At 63.7% G+C, this 16,355-nt stretch carries 15 protein-coding genes; 13 read left to right on the top strand and 2 right to left on the bottom strand.

What is annotated here, in order from left to right:
* The 4 genes from ACGTN6_RS00005 to ACGTN6_RS00020 all read left to right on the top strand — a co-directional run.
* Positions 1–290, top strand: a 290-nt coding sequence (locus tag ACGTN6_RS00005; protein WP_394589162.1) for a thiamine pyrophosphate-dependent enzyme, incomplete at its 5' end; no start/stop codon positions are given.
* A gap of 134 nt (positions 291–424) precedes the next feature.
* Positions 425–1,561, top strand: coding sequence for a glycine oxidase ThiO (gene thiO / locus ACGTN6_RS00010; protein WP_394589165.1), 1,137 nt, complete (start codon positions 425–427; stop codon positions 1,559–1,561).
* A gap of 153 nt (positions 1,562–1,714) precedes the next feature.
* Complete coding sequence (locus ACGTN6_RS00015; RefSeq protein ID WP_394589167.1) at positions 1,715–2,098, top strand: nuclear transport factor 2 family protein; 384 nt, start codon at positions 1,715–1,717, stop codon at positions 2,096–2,098.
* A 46-nt stretch (positions 2,099–2,144) separates the two neighbouring features.
* Positions 2,145–3,584 carry an NAD(P)/FAD-dependent oxidoreductase gene (locus ACGTN6_RS00020; protein WP_394589168.1) on the top strand — a complete coding sequence of 480 codons (1,440 nt, stop codon included), beginning with the start codon at positions 2,145–2,147 and terminating at the stop codon, positions 3,582–3,584.
* 51 nt (positions 3,585–3,635) lie between these two features.
* On the opposite strand, the gene ACGTN6_RS00025 is transcribed toward ACGTN6_RS00020, so the two are convergent.
* Positions 3,636–4,511 (bottom strand): LysR family transcriptional regulator, encoded by an 876-nt coding sequence (locus ACGTN6_RS00025; protein ID WP_394589170.1) that lies wholly within the window; start codon positions 4,509–4,511, stop codon positions 3,636–3,638.
* A 159-nt stretch (positions 4,512–4,670) separates the two neighbouring features.
* Here ACGTN6_RS00025 and ACGTN6_RS00030 point away from each other — a divergent pair, with 159 nt between their 5' ends.
* The 3 genes from ACGTN6_RS00030 to ACGTN6_RS00040 are packed head-to-tail and all read left to right on the top strand — an operon-like array spanning position 4,671 to position 8,639.
* A complete protein-coding gene (locus ACGTN6_RS00030; protein WP_394589172.1) occupies positions 4,671–6,080 on the top strand; it encodes a sodium/glutamate symporter in 1,410 nt (469 codons plus the stop codon).
* A complete protein-coding gene (locus tag ACGTN6_RS00035) occupies positions 6,077–7,705 on the top strand; it encodes an amidohydrolase (protein WP_394589173.1) in 1,629 nt (542 codons plus the stop codon). Before ACGTN6_RS00030 ends, ACGTN6_RS00035 begins: the two co-directional genes overlap by 4 nt.
* A 16-nt stretch (positions 7,706–7,721) precedes the next feature.
* Complete coding sequence (locus tag ACGTN6_RS00040) at positions 7,722–8,639, top strand: CobW family GTP-binding protein (RefSeq protein ID WP_394589174.1); 918 nt, start codon at positions 7,722–7,724, stop codon at positions 8,637–8,639.
* 55 nt (positions 8,640–8,694) lie between these two features.
* Here the strand turns inward: ACGTN6_RS00040 and pdxR are convergent, their stop codons facing one another.
* Positions 8,695–10,164, bottom strand: a complete 1,470-nt coding sequence (gene pdxR, locus ACGTN6_RS00045) for a MocR-like pyridoxine biosynthesis transcription factor PdxR (RefSeq protein WP_394589175.1) — start codon at positions 10,162–10,164, stop codon at positions 8,695–8,697.
* 325 nt (positions 10,165–10,489) lie between these two features.
* Here pdxR and ACGTN6_RS00050 point away from each other — a divergent pair, with 325 nt between their 5' ends.
* The 6 genes from ACGTN6_RS00050 (at position 10,490) to ACGTN6_RS00075 (ending at position 16,329) form a co-directional block, all read left to right on the top strand.
* A complete protein-coding gene (locus ACGTN6_RS00050; protein WP_394589177.1) occupies positions 10,490–11,503 on the top strand; it encodes a TRAP transporter substrate-binding protein in 1,014 nt (337 codons plus the stop codon).
* Between the two features lie 100 nt (positions 11,504–11,603).
* Positions 11,604–12,167, top strand: a complete 564-nt coding sequence (locus ACGTN6_RS00055; RefSeq protein WP_394589178.1) for a TRAP transporter small permease — start codon at positions 11,604–11,606, stop codon at positions 12,165–12,167.
* A gap of 2 nt (positions 12,168–12,169) precedes the next feature.
* Positions 12,170–13,510: a TRAP transporter large permease gene (locus ACGTN6_RS00060; RefSeq protein ID WP_394589180.1), complete on the top strand. Its 1,341-nt coding sequence runs from the start codon at positions 12,170–12,172 to the stop codon at positions 13,508–13,510.
* 62 nt (positions 13,511–13,572) lie between these two features.
* On the top strand, positions 13,573–14,067 hold the full coding sequence (locus ACGTN6_RS00065) for a universal stress protein (RefSeq protein ID WP_394589181.1): 495 nt from the start codon (positions 13,573–13,575) through the stop codon (positions 14,065–14,067).
* A 372-nt stretch (positions 14,068–14,439) separates the two neighbouring features.
* Positions 14,440–15,444, top strand: a complete 1,005-nt coding sequence (locus ACGTN6_RS00070) for a YeiH family protein (RefSeq protein WP_394589182.1) — start codon at positions 14,440–14,442, stop codon at positions 15,442–15,444.
* An 87-nt stretch (positions 15,445–15,531) separates the two neighbouring features.
* Positions 15,532–16,329 (top strand): thiazole synthase, encoded by a 798-nt coding sequence (locus tag ACGTN6_RS00075; RefSeq protein ID WP_394589183.1) that lies wholly within the window; start codon positions 15,532–15,534, stop codon positions 16,327–16,329.
* Positions 16,330–16,355 lie beyond the last annotated feature (26 nt).

The raw sequence follows: 16,355 nt of genomic DNA on the forward strand, positions 1-16,355 counted from the left end.
GCGCGGAGAAGAAGAACCAGGTGGAGTTCTACAACCGCCGCTTCGTGGCCGGCGAGCTGGACAACCAGAGCTTTGCCGAGATCGGTCGGGCGATGGGGGCCGAGGGCATCACCGTGGATCGCCTCGAGGACGTGGGGCCGGCGCTGAAGAAGGCGGTGGACCTGCAGATGAACGAAGGCAAGACCTGCATCCTTGAGATCATGTGCACCCGCGAGCTGGGCGATCCGTTCCGCCGCGATGCCCTGAAGAAGCCGGTGCGGCTGCTGGAGAAGTACCAGGACTACGTGTAACTCGGTCGGCGCCGCTCCCTCGCTGAGCTGACGCCCACTCAAGCCCCGGCCTCACCGGCGACGACACGCCCCGGCCGGGGCTTTTTCATGCCTGCGACATGGATTTCTACAACGACGGTGTCGAGGAGACGACCATGAAGGACTTTCTGATCATCGGTGGCGGCGTCATCGGCATGATGACCGCCTGGCAACTGGCCGAGGCCGGTCATGAGGTGACCCTCGTGGAACGTGGGACCTGCGGCGGCGAGGCCTCCTGGGCCGGGGGCGGCATCGTCTCGCCGCTCTATCCCTGGCGGCATTCGGCCCCCATCTCGCAGCTGGCGAGCTGGTCGGAGGGCCGCTATCCCCACCTGGCGGGGTTCCTGGCCGAGGCGACCGGCATCGACCCGGAATTTCACCGCCAGGGGCTGCTCTACCTCGACCTGGAGGACGCGCCCCAGGCCATGGCCTGGGCAGGACGCGTCGACAAGCCCCTGAGCCGAATTGATGCCTATGCCGTCTATGCCCGGGAACCACGGTTGGCCGAAGGTCTTGAGGGGGGATTGTGGATGCCGACCCTGGGCAGCCTACGCAACCCTCGGCTGGGCCAGGCGCTGCGCGCCATGCTGCAGGCTCTTCCGGGCATCGCCCTGCACGAGCACTGCCCGGTCGAGCGGCTGGTGGCGGAGCGCGGTCGCATCCAGGGCGCCGATACTGCCGCCGGACGCTTCACGGCCGGCCGGGTGATTCTGTGCGGCGGGGCCTGGACGGCCCAGCTCCTGGCACCTCTGGGCATCGCCTTGGCGGTCAGGCCGGTCAAGGGGCAGATGATGGTCTTCAAGACACCGACCTTAACCGGTAGCCGGCAGTGGCTGGAGCGGGTGGTGCTGAGTGGCGGGCGCTATCTGATCCCCCGCGTTGATGGGCGCGTGCTGGTGGGTTCGACCCTGGAAGAGGCCGGCTTCGACAAGACGCCCACCCCCGAGGCCCGCGAGTCGTTGCAGGCCACTGCAGTGTCCATGCTGCCGGCGCTGGCCGAGTGTGAGGTCGAGCGTCACTGGTCGGGGCTGCGACCGGGAGCGCCCGATGGCCTGCCCTTCATCGGCCAGGTCCCCGGCGTGGCGGGCCTGTTCGTCAACGCCGGCCACTATCGCAATGGCCTGGTGTTGGCCCCGGCCGCGACGCGGCTGCTGGTCGACCAGCTGCTGGGGCGCGCGCCGATCCTCGACCCGACGCCGTTTCAGCCGGCTGCGCGCCTCGCCGCTGCGGAGGTGCTGGCCGCGAGTGGCTGAGCCGGGCCGCGAGGCTGGCCCAATATCCCGCCGGCAACTGGCGCTAATGCCGCGCCAGAGGGATCAGTAGGCTCGTTAGCGATGGGGCCGAGAGCCACTGGCCCCGTCCACTGTCTCTCTTCACTTCACAACGACAACGCTCAGGAGACCGAGATGAGCCAACCCGATACTGCCTTCCTCCAGGCCTTCAGCGACGCCCTGAACCGCCATGACATTGATGCCGTCATGGCCATGATGACCGAGGACTGCGTCTTCCATGCCATCGCCGGTCCGGACCTGCAGGGCAAGAGCTTCGTGGGCCAGGCGGAAGTGCGCGAGGGGCTGCAGAACGCCTGGAAGACCGCGCCTGATGCCTGCTGGGTCGACGCCGAGCATCACGTGATCGGCGACAAGGGCTTCACCGAGTCCACCTACAAGGGCACCACCACCGATGGCGTGCGCAGCGAGGCCCGCATGATCGACGCGTTCACCTTCCGCGACGGCAAGATCGCGGTGAAGAACGCCTTCCGTAAGAACCGTCCGCCCGTCAACGCCTGATCTGGCGAGGACCGAACCACGGCATCCGACTGCGAGGAGTCCGATCATGGAGACGATAATGCCCAACGCCGGCAAGGCGATGGGACAGGCGACCCCGCCTGCCCAGCCGTACGATCCGGCCTATGATCCGCTCAAGAGTGCCACGCCGGGGGCGGGACGCGACTATGCGCCTACCTATTGGATCGGCACGGCCGGTGAGCCCCCGGCGGACGACGGCCCGATCACGCAGGATACGGATGCCGATGTCGTCATCATCGGTTCCGGCTTCACCGGCCTGACCGCCGCCATCTTCCTGGCCCAGGAATACGGCATCAAGGCCACGGTGCTGGAGGCCAACCGCAGCAGCTGGGGCTGCTCGACCCGCAACGGCGGGCAGGCCCAGTGTGCCTCGGGGCGCCTCAAGCGCTCCCAGTGGATCCAGCGCTATGGCCTCGACACGGCGCTCAAGCTGCATCGCGAGTGCCTGGATGCCATGGACACTTTCAAGGGACTGATCGAGGACATTGATTGCGACCCACAGCCCGGAGGACACCTCTATGTGGCGCACCGCGACAAGGTGATGCCGGGCCTGGAGAAGGAAGCCAGGCTGCTGAGGGAAACCTTCGACTATGATGCTCGAATCCTCGACGCTGACACCGTCAAGCGCGAATGGATCGGCGATCAGGAGGCGGCTGGGGCAATGCACGAGCCCGAGGGCATCGGCATTCACGCCGGTAAGCTGGCATTCGGCTACCTGAAGAAGGCTCGCGCGTTGGGCGTCAAGGTGCATCCGGCAAGCCCGGTGCAGCGCTTCGAGAGCCGTGGCGGCGTGCATTACCTGACCACCCCGGGAGGCACGGTCAAGGCCCGGGCAGTAGGGATTGCCACCGGTGGCTATACCTCCCAGAGCCTGCATCGAGAGCTCAAGAATCGCCTGCTTCCGATCCTGTCGAACTCGATCGTCACCCGTCCGCTGACCGGCGAGGAGCTCGAGGCCTGCAGCCTGCGCACGCGCCAGGTGATCACCGATACACGGATTCTGCGCCACTACTATCGCCTGCTGCCGGACAACCGCTTGCAGATCGGCAGCCGCAGCGCGATCACCGGCCGTGACGCGCCGCAGAAGAAGTACGAGGCGTTGCTGATTGGCGATATGCATCGCAAGTTCCCGGCGCTGGAGGGCATTCAGGTCGACTACTCCTGGTGGGGATGGGTCGATGTCAGCCACGACATGATGCCGCGCATCCACCAGCCCGATCGCGGGGAGTCGGTCTACTACGCCCTGGGTTACGGCGGCAACGGCGTGATGTACTCCGCCCAGGCCGGCCGACGCCTGGCGCAGTGGATCGCCGGCCACGGTAGGTCGCTGGAGCTACCGATCTTCACCTCCCGACTGCCGTTCCCCAGCGTGCGCGAAACGATTGAGTCGCCTGCCTTCGCCCCCTTTCGTCGCGTCGGCCAGCGTTTCCTGTATCGCTGGTATTACCTCAAGGACGAGGTGCTGTGATCCTGCCCTTGGCCGCCTGAGCGTCGGCCAAGGGCAGGGCATCGAGCCTCGCTAGACAGCGTTTGCGGCGATGAATTCGGCGAAACGTCTTTTCACGGGCGTCATGGGTGAGATACACCAGGCGGCTTGCGTTTCCAGGTACTGGGGGGCGTTGCGGATTGCCAGCGGGGTCACGCCCTTGCGGATGTAATTCCTGGCGCATTCCAGATGAATGGTGACCCCGAAGTTGGCGGCGACGAAGCCGAAGATGCCTTCGCTGTTGAAGGTTTCCTGCGCCACCCGTGGCAGGAAGCCGGCTGACATGCACAGCGCATCCAGGTGTCGCCGAAAATGCTTCCAGCGCTCGATCGAGCCGACGATGAAAGGCTCGTCGGCCAGCTCCTGCAGGTCGATGGCCGTCCTGGCCGCCAGCCGATGCTCATCGCTGACCAGGGCGATGAAGCCATCGCGCTGGATGGTCGTGGTGGCGAGGTCAGCCGCCACATTGGGCCCTGTGACGAAGGCGAAATCGATGCGCTCGTCATGTAGCTGTTCGAGCTGCTCCTGGGTAGAACCGAAGGAGAGGTCGAAGCGGATGTCGGGCTGACGTGCCTTGAACTCCTCGAGGAGTTCGGGCAGATGCCCGGTGATGGCGAAATCCGTGTAGCCGATGCGCAGACGGCCCACCTCGCCGAGTCCCGCCCGCTGTGTCTTGAGTACCGCGGTATCCAGCTGGCCGATGAGGAGCCGGCACTCCTCCAGAAACACCCGCCCCGGTTCGGTGAGTGTGACGTTGCGATTGTCGCGTTCCAGAAGCTGCTCGCCAATGGCGTCTTCCAGCTGCCGGATCGTGCGACTCAGTGCCGGTTGCGCCAGGTTGAGGCGTTCGGCGGCCTGGCGAAAATGCAGCATCTCGGCGACGGCCAGGTAGGCGTGAAGGTGACGCATGTCGATCCGCATAACGATGCCCTGGAAGTATCAATTGTTCGATAATTGATATTATACAAGCCACATTGGCTTGCCTAGCTTGAGCATGTCGAGGGCGGAGCGCGCTGTTTCCTGCTACCCGGCCTCGCGTCACATAACAAGCATAAGGAGAGGGGCGATATGCAAGATACCTTCCATGGCGTGATCGCATTCGCGCTGCTGGCCGGCATGCTGGTGCTCGGCGGTGTGCTGCGCAATCGCGTGCCGCTGTTTCGCAACATGCTGGTGCCGTCGAGCATCATCGGTGGCCTGCTGGGCTTTACCTTGTTGTCATTAGGCTGGATCCCGGGCTACACCCCCGCCGACTTCACGGCCTTGACCTTCCATTTCTTTACTCTGAGCTTCATGTCGCTGTGCCTGACCGGACGTGGCAGGCAGCCCGCGCTCGGGAGTGGCAGCATCGTGCGCGGCGGCATCTGGTTGACCCTGATCTGGACGATAAGCCTTGGCCTCCAAGGGGTGATCGGCTATCTAGTGATTCGCGGCTACGATGCTTTGACCGGTGCCGGTGTCAGCGCCTGGCTGGGGGCTCTGGTAACCCATGGCTTTACCCAGGGGCCCGGGCAGGCGCTGACCTACGGCGGGCTTTGGGAAGACAGCTACGGCATCGAGCATGCCGCCCAGGTGGGGCTGATCTTCGCCTCGCTGGGATTCTTGGTCGCCTTCGCCGTCGGGGTGCCGCTGGCACGGCGCTTCATCGCTAGGGGGTTCAATGCCAATCAGGCCTCCAAGCTCGATGACAACTTCCGGGCCGGCTTCTTCGCTGAACGCGAGCGTCCTGAGATGGGCAGGATGGTGTCGCACCCGGCGAGCCTCGACTCGCTGGCCTATCATCTGGGCCTGCTGGCGGTGGCCTATGTCGTCACCCACTGCTGGTTGCTGTTCATGCAGGGATTGATCGCCGATGCTCAGCCTTGGGGCATCAATCTGGGCGTGCTGTTCAGCCACAACCTGTTCTTCCTGCACGGTCTCGGGGTCTGCGTATTGATGCGGCTGGTCATCGACAAGGCGGGACTATCGTCCTACGTCGACGATGAAAGCCTCAAGCGGATCACCGGCTCGTCGGTGGATTTCATGGTAGTAGGCACGCTGATGAGCATTCAGTTCGCCGTCTTGTATGCGCTGTTGACCCCGATCCTGCTGGTCACCCTGGCCGTTACCCTGGCGACTTTGATCGGCTGCCTTGGGCTCGGGCGCCTGAGCGGCCAGTTGGGTCACGAGCGTGCCTTGACCTCGTTCGGCTGCTGCTGCGGTTCGACCGGTACCGGCCTGCTTCTGCTGCGCATGATGGATGCCGATTTCAGCACCACGGTCCCCAAGGAACTGGCCTTTTTCAATCTGGCGATCATCGTCACCAACTTTCACATCCTGTTCGTTTTCGCCCCGATGGTGCCTTCCCTGGGAGGCTGGGGCTATCTTGGCGTGTTCGGCGGCACGGCACTGGCGTTTCTGGCGATGGTGCCGCTGATGCTGCGGCGGCGTCCGGCAACGGCGGGTGCCGGTAAGTCTCGCGAGGAGGTTGCCCCATGACCATTACCGTTTTCGCCGCCCGGCGCATCCTGACCATGAACCCTTCCCAGCCCGAGGCGACGCATATTGCCGTGCGCGATGGGCGTATCCTGGCGGTTGGGGACCTGGCGGCGATGCAGGCGTTTTCCGACACGCAGTGGGACGAGCGCTTCGCTGACCGTTGCTTAATGCCGGGATTCGTAGAGGGGCACAGTCACGCCCTGGAAGGCTCCATGTGGGAGTACCCCTACCTGGGCTATTTTCCGCGTCGCGATCCCGACGGTCGACGTTGGGCGGGCGCTCAGAGCCTCGCGGCGGTTCAGGCGCTGCTTCGAGAGCAGGCTGGGCTACTGCCGCCGCACCAGCCATTGATCGCTTGGGGCTTCGATCCGGTCTACTTCGAGGGGGCGAGGCTCGATCGCCTTCGGCTGGACGAGGCGGTCAGCGACCGGCCGCTGGTCATCCTGCATGCCAGCCTGCATGTCATGACCGTCAATTCAGCGATGCTGGAGCTGGCGGGTCTCCAGCGCCACGTCGATGTCGAGGGCATCATGGTGGGCGACGATGGAAGCCTGACCGGCGAACTCCAGGAGATGGCCGCCATGCATGTCGTCTTCGAGACTCTGGGCATGAATCTGTTCGAGACGGTCGGGGCACCGGAGACGCTGTGGCGATATGGGCGTGTCGCGCGCAACGCCGGGGTGACCACCATCACCGACCTATACAATCCATTGACCGACGAAGGTATCGCGGCCCTCAAGGCCGTGACCCGCGAAGACGACTATCCGGTTCGCCTGGTGCCGGCCATGGCGGCACTGGCCTGGTCGGTGGAGGAGGGCATCGAGCGCCTACAGGGCTGCCTCGAGCAGGGCAACGACAAGCTGCACTTCGGTCCCGTCAAGCTGATGACCGACGGCTCCATCCAGGGCTATACCGCGCGCCTCAAGTGGCCCCACTACCATGACGGCCACGCCAATGGCATCTGGAACGCGCCGCCGGAGACGCTGCGCGAGATGGTCGAGGCCTATCATCAGGCGGGCCTCCAGCTGCATATCCATACCAACGGCGACGAGGCCGTAGAACTGATGCTGGAGGCGCTGGAGGGCGCGCTGACGTTCTGGCCCAGGTGCGATCATCGCCATACCCTGCAGCACTGCCAGGTGATCGACCACGCTCAGCTGCGCCGGGCCTCGGCGCAGGGGCTTTGCCTCAACATGTTCGCCAACCACCTCTACTACTGGGGCGACATCCATCTCCGGCGCACCCTGGGGCATGAGCGCTGCCAGCGGCTGGAGCCGCTGGCCAGCGCCCGACGGCTGGGCATCCCTACCGCCATTCACAGCGATGCGCCGGTTACGCCGCTGGGGCCGTTGTTCACCGCCTGGTGCGCGGTGATGCGCCAGACGGCCACGGGGCAGACGCTCGGCGAACAGGAGCGGCTCTCGGTGGCCGAGGTCCTGGAGATGATTACCCTTGGCGCGGCCTACACGCTGCGTCTGGACCATCTGGTGGGTAGCCTCGAGATCGGCAAGTTTGCCGACATGGTCGCGCTCGATCGCGATCCTTTGGCCTCTGTTCCGGACGCTCTGAAGGAGATCCGAGTGACGGCAACGGTACTGGGAGGGCGGGTGCATGAGGCCGAGTGAGATGCACAGAGCACCGATGACGGTGATCGGAGGCTTTCTCGGGGCCGGCAAGACGACCTATCTCAACGCGCTGATTCGTGGGGGGATTCCCGAGAACTCCCTGATCGTGATCAACGACTTCGGTGACATCAACATCGATGCCGAGCTGATCGACTATCGAGACGAGCAGATGATCCAGCTCACCAACGGCTGCATCTGTTGCACCCTGGGCGGCACCCTGGCCGAGCGGTTGGCCAAGGCCATGCGCCTCCGGGAAGCGCCTCGGGCCGTGTTCATCGAAACCAGCGGCGTCGCCGATCCCGCGCGCATCGCCGACCTCGCTCGGGTCTCCCACCGCCTGACGCTAGAGGAGGTGGTGTGCCTGGTGGATGGTGGGCGGATCGATCTGAACTGCCGCGATCCGCTGATCGGTGACACGTGGCGTGCCCAGATCCAGGCCGCGACGCGGATTTTGGTCAATCGGCTCTCCGCAGTCCACGATCCGCAAGCTTGTCTGGGCGAGCTCAGGCGGCTGAACGCGGCGGCGAGCATCCACGATATGGGAGGTGGGCAGGCTGGGCCGCCGACCAAGGAGTGCTTGATCGCATCACCGGTCGCGGCAGCCGGGCATCTGTACCACGATGTCGCTTCGCAGCGAGGCTGGCGATCGGCCAGCCTCGCAATGCCGCATGCCGTGGACCCGGATCGCCTCGGCGATATCCTGACCGGCTACGGCGATGTGCTGCTGCGCGCCAAGGGCTTTGTCTTTTGTCTTGGTCGCCAGCAGCGCCAGTTGTTGCAGTTCAGTGGACGGCGTCTTAGCTACTGGCCGGCGCCCGCTCGCAACGGGCGCTGCCAACTGGTATGCATCGGCCGGGCGGGGCCACGCTTCGAGGAACTGGTGGCGACCCTGGCAAGCCTGGGGGATGGGGAAGGCATGGCGGCCGTCTTGTAAAGGGCTGGCTGGAGGTCGGCGTTGCGGCATCGCTGCGCGATGCACTGCCGGGCCGTCATCGCGTCACGGCTTGGGGAATCAGAGCCGCCAACTGCTCGATGCCGGCATCGATGCGTGACTCCGGTATCGCCGAGAAACCCAATCGGAAGTACTCGCGCCGTGGGGCGTCGAAGAAGTGGATATCGCCGCTCTCGATGAGGATACCCTGTGCGGCGGCCAGGCGCTGGAGCTCGCGGGAGTCGAGCCCTTCGGGGCCCTGAACCCAGTAACAGGAGCCGCCGTAGGTGGAGGGCACCGAGGACTGCGGCATGTGGCGGGCCAGGGCCTCGCCCATGCGCTGCCAGCGGCGGTGAAAGGTCTGGTGGATCTGGCGCAGCAGCGCGTCGTGGTAGCCACGATCGAGGAACAGCGCCACCGCGCGCTGGTTGTTAGTCGGCGGGTGGCGCAGCATCAGCCGACGCAGCGCCCGGGCCTCGCGTATCAGCGCCGGCGGCCCGACCATGTAGCCTAGCCGCAGGCCGGGTGCCAGGGTCTTGGAGAGGCTGCCCACGTAGATCACCCTGTTGTGGCGATCCAGACTCTTCAGCGCCGGGGTAGGATTCTCCAGGTAGTTGGTCTCGCTCTCGTAGTCGTCTTCGACGATCAGGAAGTTGTCGATCTCGGCCATGTCCAGCAGCTGGCGGCGTCGTTCCAGCGGCATGGTGACCGTGGTCGGCGCCTGGTGGCTCGGGGTGGCGTAGACCAACTTGCAGTCGGCGATGTCGGCTTCCAGGCGCATGCCCTGGTCGTCCACCGGCAGCAGGCGGATGTCGTCGGTGAAGATGCTGGCGATGTTGTACATGTCGACATAGCCGGGATTCTCCATGCCGAAGCGTCGCCCTTGCTTGAGCAGCAGCATGCAGGTGATCCACAGCGCCTGCTGGGCGCCGACCGTGACCAGGATCTCTTCAGGATCGGCCCACACGCCGCGGCGAGGCAGCAGGCGCTTGTGGATCTGTTCGATCAGCAGCGGATCGTCATCGTTGAGGTGGTCCACCGCCCAGCTGCGGATCGCCGGGACGCTCATGGAGTCGCGGCTGCATTCTCGCCAGTGCTGGGTGGGGAAGAGTTCGGGATCGATCTGGCCGTAAAGGAAGGGATAGTCGTAGCGATGCCAGTCGCTGGGCTTGCTGATGGTGGTCTGTCGAGAGGGATGCATGGTCAGCAGCTCTTCCCAGGGCAGGCGTTCGGCATCGATGTCGTTGAGACGCACCGGCTTCTCGGCACGGCCTTCGAGGATCTCGGGGTTGACGAAGTAACCGCTGCGCTTCTTGGCGATCAGGTAGCCGTCGTCGAGCAACTGCTCGTAGGCCAGCATCACGGTGTTGCGGGCGACATTGAGTTCCTTGGCTAGCTTGCGGCTCGATGGCAGCGCCTTGTCCAGGGGCAGGTGGCCATCAAGGATGACACGCGCGATCTGCTCTCTCAGTTGACGCTGGAGGCTTTCCGGCAGGTCGGGATCGAGATGGAAGAGTAGCTGGCTCATGGAGTTGTTGTCTCGCCGCTTGAAGAAAGAGGGTAGCTGTCGATGGCCAACGATTATGACATAGTCCCAGGCCGCGACGAGTCCGGTAGCTGGACCGATACCTAGGCATTTTTCCTTTCGTCGCCAGAGCGTTATGTCTGGTCCAATCGATTGGGCCCTTCTGGTTCTAGTGGCCCGCTGGGCGAGTGCGTAGAACGTGTTAATCAGGCTGTGGCGAAGTGGGGTGGTGCCAGCAGGTCGGTGGAACCATCGCTGGGCCCTGCCGATCGCCAGGACACGCAGCCGTCCTGTCCCTTCACGACAATAACAAGGCTTGGAGATCACTATGCGTATCCAGAATCTGATCATTCCCATGGCAGTATCCGCCGCAGGCCTGGCCCTAAGTGGCAACGCCATGGCCGACGAGTGGAAGATGGCACTCGGCGATGCCGCCGGCGGCACCCAGTACGAGCTGGGCACCACTTTCGCCGAGCTCATCGAGGAAAAGACCGACGGCGAAGTGACCGTGAAGCTGTTTCCCAATGGTCAACTCGGGAGTGAGCAGGACACGGTCAACAATGCCAGCATGGGACTGCTCGACCTGTCGGTTCTGGCCATCAATAACATCACTCCCTTCTCGCCGACCGTCGGGGTGATGACCCTGCCCTATGTCATCCAGAGTCCCGAGGACGCCCGGACCCTCACCCAGGGCGAGGTCGGTAAGGAGCTTACACAGAACACCATCCGCGATGCCGGGGTACGTATCCTGGGGTGGGCCTATTCCGGCTGTCGTCGCCTGACCAACTCGGCCCGTCCGGTGGCCTCGCCCGCTGATCTGGACGGACTCAACATTCGGGTGCCCAAGAACGAGATCATGATCTCTGCCTACCAGGCCTGGGGCGTCAACCCCAGCCCGCTGGCGTGGTCAGAGACTTTCACTGCCCTGCAGCAGGGCGTCGTCGATGGCCAGGACAACCCCTACATCACCATCGATGCCATGAAGTTCTACGAGGTGCAGGACTACGTCACCGACAGCTGCTACGTGTTCTCCATGGAGCCGCTGATCATCAGCGAAGGCAAGTTCCAGAGCCTCAGCCCCGAGACACAGGAACTGGTACTGGAGGCCGGCCAGGAAGCGACCGAACACAGCTACGACTACCTGATCACGACCGAGGCCGACATCAAGCACCGACTGACCGAAGAGCATGGCATGGAGATCGTTCAGCCGGCCAATGACGAGCAAGAGTGGATCGATCTGGCCACCGGCATCTGGCCCGATTTCTACGACAGCATCGGTGGCAAGGAAAAGCTCGACGAGGTGCTGGCCGCCCTCGGCCGCGAGCCGGTGCCTGCCGAGTAGCCTCCCCGCCATCACGGCATGCAGTGCTCCCCGCCCTGCTTCCCGGAAGACGGGTGGGGAGCCGTCATCGGCAGCCTGATCATCAGGGGGGAATCATCCCATGCTTCGAGCCATCTTCAAGTTCCTCGACAACCTGGAGAGCATCATTTGTCAGTTGCTCCTGGTGTCTTTCGTCATTTTGCTGTTCGCCCAGATCGTGCTCAGGAACCTGTTCAGCTACTCGCTTCCTTGGGGCGATGAGCTGGCGACCTACGCCTTCGTGTGGTTCGCCTACCTGGGGGCGGTCTATGCCACCAAGATGTCGGCGCATAACCGGGTAACCTTCCAGTTCAAGTTTCTGCCGCGCTGGGTGGAGAACTTCTGTGCCGTGCTTACCGACATCATCTGGATCGGCTTCAACGCCGTCTTTATCTACCTGAGTTATGACTTCGTCTTCAATAAGATGAATGTCTTCTGGAAGTCCCAGACCCTGGGAGTTCCGATGAAGTACTTCTATCTAATTTTGCCCATCGCCTTCGTCGCCATGACGCTACGTATCCTCCAGAACAACTATCTGAAGTTCGTCAGGAAGGTCGACCTCGTCGACCCCGACTCCCAAGAGTTCGAGCAAATGAAAAGCGCCAATGACGCGTCGGGCAATGGCCCTCAACCGCGGGAGCAATGACCATGGATCCCACGATTGTCTATGTGCTTTTTGGTTCCTTTTTCCTGCTGCTGGTGGTCGGGGCACCCATTACCGTCTCGCTGGGTGTGGCCGCGCTGGCTACCTACCTGAGCCTGGGTGAGAATCCTATGGCGTTCGTGCAGATCGCCTTCACGTCGGTGGGCTCTTTCCCGCTGATGGCCTTGCCGGCGTTCATCCTGGCCGGTGCGCTGATGGAAGCCGCAGGCATCTCCAAGCGCCTGGTGGATATCGCCGAAGCCTTTGCTGGCCCCATAACCGGCGGCTTGGCCGCAGCGACGGTGTTCGCTTGCATGTTCTTCGGCGCGATCTCGGGATCCGGGCCAGCCACGACGGCAGCAGTGGGCATGCTGATGATCCCGGCCATGGCCAATCGTGGTTACGACAAGGGCTATGGCTCGGCCATCACGGCCTCTTCGGGGGGGCTTGGCGTGGTCATTCCGCCGTCGATACCCATGGTGATCTTCGGCATTTCCGGCATGGGCCTGCAGCCGCCCCCAGAGGCGGTGGCCGAGTACGGTGCCTTCCAGACGCTGTCGATCCCCAAGCTGTTCATCGCCGGTATCATGCCTGGTGTGGTGATCGCTGGCTGCCTGCTGCTGATCAACTTCCTGATCTCACGACATCGCGGCTACCGTGGATTGACCGATCACTGGTCCTTCGACCAGATTCGGCGGACCCTGCGTCGGGGTATCTGGTCGATGCTGGCACCTATCATCATCCTGGGCGGTATCTACAGCGGCCTCTTCACGCCCACCGAATCGGCCATTGTGGCCATCTTCTATACGCTGCTTGTCGGTATCTTCCTGCATCGGGAACTGCAGTGGAAACCGGCGCTGAGAACGCTCGAGACGACCACCTGGATTACCGGCCGAGTGCTGCTGATCCTGTTCACGGCGACCGTCTTCGGGCGCTTGCTGGTGGAACAGCAGGTGCCGGCCTATATCGCCGAGGTCATGCTGGGCGTCACCGACAACATCTACGCCATCTGGGCCATGATCATCTTCTTCCTGCTGTTCGTGGGCATGTTCATGGAGACATTGGCGGCGATCATGATCCTCACGCCGGTACTCTTGCCGATCATGTACATGCTCGGCATGGATCCGGTGCACGTAGGGATCGTGGTGGTCTGTGCCCTGGCTATCGGCTTTCAGACGCCGCCGCTGGGCGAGAATCTGTTCGTCGCCTCGGGGATCGGCGGTTCATCCATCGAGGAGATCTCCCTAAAGGCGCTTCCTTTTGCCGCCGCCTCCATCGTGGCGCTGTTCATCATCGCCTACTTTCCGCAAGTCTCGCTCTGGCTGCCCCGGGTATTGGGTTACTAGCCGGCCAACATCCATTAAGGCCGTGCAGGGGCTGACGTGCCCCCGTCCGGCGAGGAGGCATCATGCATGGTATCCGCCGAATCCTTTGCTGTCTGGGGCTGCGTGGCGATTGCGATCCGGTCCTCGACAGGGCCGTAGGGCTGTCGCTGGCCACCGGTGCCGAGCTGCATGTTCTTCATGCGGTCAAGTCACTCTCCAACGACGTGGTCAACACCCTGAAGGTCAACATCCGTGATCGCGAGGTGCTGGGCGGGCTGATGCAGCAGCGGCTCGACCAGGCCAGCGCAGATCTCGATCGCTGCATCGAGACCTTCTGGCAACAACACCCCGAGCTGCGTGATGCCTATGGCGATCGGCAGCTGTCGCGCAGCGTGTTGGAGGGCTATCCGGCGTCGGTGATCGCGCACTTCGCCAAGCGCACGGGCAGCGACATGATCGTGCTTGCCGCCAACAAGCGCACTTTTACCGCCACCTACGCGGGCAAGGTTACCAAGGGCGTGATCAAGCGGGCGAGGGTGCCTGTGATGGTGGTGCCGGCTCGAATCGACGCCTCCTGAAGCGCTTCTCGGATATCTCCAACGGCGCCATGTCCTGGCGGTAAATATGGCCGCCGGACACGAGGAACGCTCTTCGTTTGGACTGTCTTATCCGGTCCGGTTGGCCTCAAGGCGGGGCGTTAACTGGTCCTAACCTCCCGTTCCTTGCCTATGCACCATGTATCCGTATCACCGGCAATGGGCGCTTTCTCGCCCTGGCGTCCAGGAATGACGTCACCGGTTTCCCTGATGGGATTTCTATTCCAACAATGCCGGGGCGAGAGGCGTCGCAGGAGGTGACGTTCGTCCCAAGGTTTACAAGGTGGCGAGATGACGCATCGAAATACTGACGGTACTACTGACCTGTCGACGGCGGAGCACGATAAGCGCTCATTGCCCGGCCTCCTGGCGCTATTTCAGCGCATCATGCCGGGCTTGATGATCTGCATTACCATCGCCCTTGCGACGACTTTTATCGCCGATCATTACGGCGGACCGACGCTGCTCTATGCACTGTTGTTCGGCATGACCCTGCATTTCCTCTCCGAGGAGGGGCGTTGTCTGGCCGGAGTGGAATTTGCCGCGAAGCGGGTACTGAGACTAGGGGTCGCCCTGCTGGGGGTACGCATTACCATCGAGCAGGTGGCCGAGCTTGGCATCGGGCCGGTATTGACCGTGGTCTGCGGAGTCATGCTGACCATCGCCATGGGGGCCTTGCTGGCGCGACTGCTCGGGCTCGATCGGGACATGGGGCTGCTCACGGGCGGTTCGGTGGCGATCTGCGGGGCCTCGGCGGCGCTGGCGCTGTCGGCGGTGATGCCGCGCCACGCCAATCACGAGCGCAATACCATCATGACCGTGGTTGGCGTTACCACGTTGTCCACCATGGCCATGGTGACCTATCCGCTGATCGTCGGCGTGCTGGGATTGAACGACATCGACGCCGGGATCTTCCTCGGCGGCACCATTCATGATGTGGCACAGGTGGTCGGGGCCGGCTACATGATCTCAGAGGGCACCGGCGACGTGTCGACCTTCGTCAAGCTACTGCGAGTGGCTATGCTGGTGCCGGCGGTGATGGTCTTCATGTTCCTGTTCCGTCGCGATCGCCGTGAAGAGGGCGGCGGCAAGGTGCCGCTGCTGCCGGGCTTCCTGGTCGCCTTCGTCGCTCTGGTGATCGTCAACAGCCTCGGCTGGATACCGCCGATGGTTACCGAAGGTTTTACCGCCATGTCCCGCTGGTGCCTGGTCACGGCGATTGCTGCCCTGGGCATCAAGACCTCCTTCCAGAAGCTGGCCGTGGTGGGCTGGAAGCCGGTGATCCTGATGGTAGCCGAGACCGCCTTCCTGCTTCTGCTGGTGCTGGCCTTTATACACTTCGGCCTGGCGAGCCTGTGAGGATTGGCCTTCGTCTCGACGGCGCGGCACGACTGGTCCCGGAAGGAAGCGGAGACGTCTGACCCATGTTCAATGAGGAGATTCCGGATGGTCGAGCATGATCAGCCGCTACGCATCGCAGGTCACGAGTTCACCTCGCGCCTGCTGGTCGGCACCGGCAAGTATCGCGATGCCGAACAGACGGCGGCGGCACTCGATGCCAGCGGCACGCAGGTGGTGACTTTCGCGGTGCGCCGCACCGACCTGGGGCAGGGCAACGACGAGCCGTCACTGCTGGAGGTGGTGCCGCCGTCGCGCTATACCCTGTTGCCCAATACCGCTGGCTGCTACGACGCCGGGGCCGCCGTACGTACCTGTCGCCTGGCGCGGGAGCTGCTGGATGGTCACCGTCTGGTCAAGCTCGAGGTACTGGGGGATGAGACTACGCTGTATCCCAACGTGGTCGAGACGCTCAAGGCCGCTGAGGCTTTGATCGCCGACGGTTTCGACGTCATGGCTTACACCAGCGACGATCCTATCGTGGCCCGTGAACTCGAGGCCCTGGGTTGCTGCGCCATCATGCCGCTGGGCTCGCTGATCGGTTCGGGTTGCGGGATCCAGAATCCCCACAACATCCGGTTGATCATCGAGCGGGCCTCGGTGCCGGTGCTGATCGATGCCGGGATCGGCACGGCTTCCGAGGCGGCTTTCGCCATGGAGCTGGGCTGCGACGCCGTGCTGATGAACTCGGCCATTGCCCACGCCCGTGACCCGGTGGCCATGGCCCGGGCCATGAAGGCGGCCATCGAGGGCGGTCGGAGGGCCTACCTGGCCGGCCGTATGCCGCGACGTGGCCGAGCCGAGGCCTCGTCTCCCCTGACCGGTCGTATCGGGGGTGAAGTCTAGACGCCTCGCCTCAAGTCCCCTGACTC

The sequence above is a fragment of the Halomonas sp. B23F22_20 genome (genome assembly GCF_043496985.1).
In the GTDB taxonomy this organism is placed as follows: domain Bacteria; phylum Pseudomonadota; class Gammaproteobacteria; order Pseudomonadales; family Halomonadaceae; genus Halomonas.

Bases quoted from the DNA above. Each gene is read 5' to 3' on its own strand.
- thiO (WP_394589165.1), top strand. From the start codon at position 425: ATGAAGGACTTTCTGATCATCGGTGGCGGCGTCATCGGCATGATGACC.
- ACGTN6_RS00015 (WP_394589167.1), top strand. From the start codon at position 1,715: ATGAGCCAACCCGATACTGCCTTCCTCCAGGCCTTCAGCGACGCCCTG.
- ACGTN6_RS00020 (WP_394589168.1), top strand. From the start codon at position 2,145: ATGGAGACGATAATGCCCAACGCCGGCAAGGCGATGGGACAGGCGACC.
- ACGTN6_RS00025 (WP_394589170.1), bottom strand. From the start codon at position 4,511: ATGCGTCACCTTCACGCCTACCTGGCCGTCGCCGAGATGCTGCATTTT.
- ACGTN6_RS00030 (WP_394589172.1), top strand. From the start codon at position 4,671: ATGCAAGATACCTTCCATGGCGTGATCGCATTCGCGCTGCTGGCCGGC.
- ACGTN6_RS00035 (WP_394589173.1), top strand. From the start codon at position 6,077: ATGACCATTACCGTTTTCGCCGCCCGGCGCATCCTGACCATGAACCCT.
- ACGTN6_RS00040 (WP_394589174.1), top strand. From the start codon at position 7,722: ATGACGGTGATCGGAGGCTTTCTCGGGGCCGGCAAGACGACCTATCTC.
- pdxR (WP_394589175.1), bottom strand. From the start codon at position 10,164: ATGAGCCAGCTACTCTTCCATCTCGATCCCGACCTGCCGGAAAGCCTC.
- ACGTN6_RS00050 (WP_394589177.1), top strand. From the start codon at position 10,490: ATGCGTATCCAGAATCTGATCATTCCCATGGCAGTATCCGCCGCAGGC.
- ACGTN6_RS00055 (WP_394589178.1), top strand. From the start codon at position 11,604: ATGCTTCGAGCCATCTTCAAGTTCCTCGACAACCTGGAGAGCATCATT.
- ACGTN6_RS00060 (WP_394589180.1), top strand. From the start codon at position 12,170: ATGGATCCCACGATTGTCTATGTGCTTTTTGGTTCCTTTTTCCTGCTG.
- ACGTN6_RS00065 (WP_394589181.1), top strand. From the start codon at position 13,573: ATGCATGGTATCCGCCGAATCCTTTGCTGTCTGGGGCTGCGTGGCGAT.
- ACGTN6_RS00075 (WP_394589183.1), top strand. From the start codon at position 15,532: ATGGTCGAGCATGATCAGCCGCTACGCATCGCAGGTCACGAGTTCACC.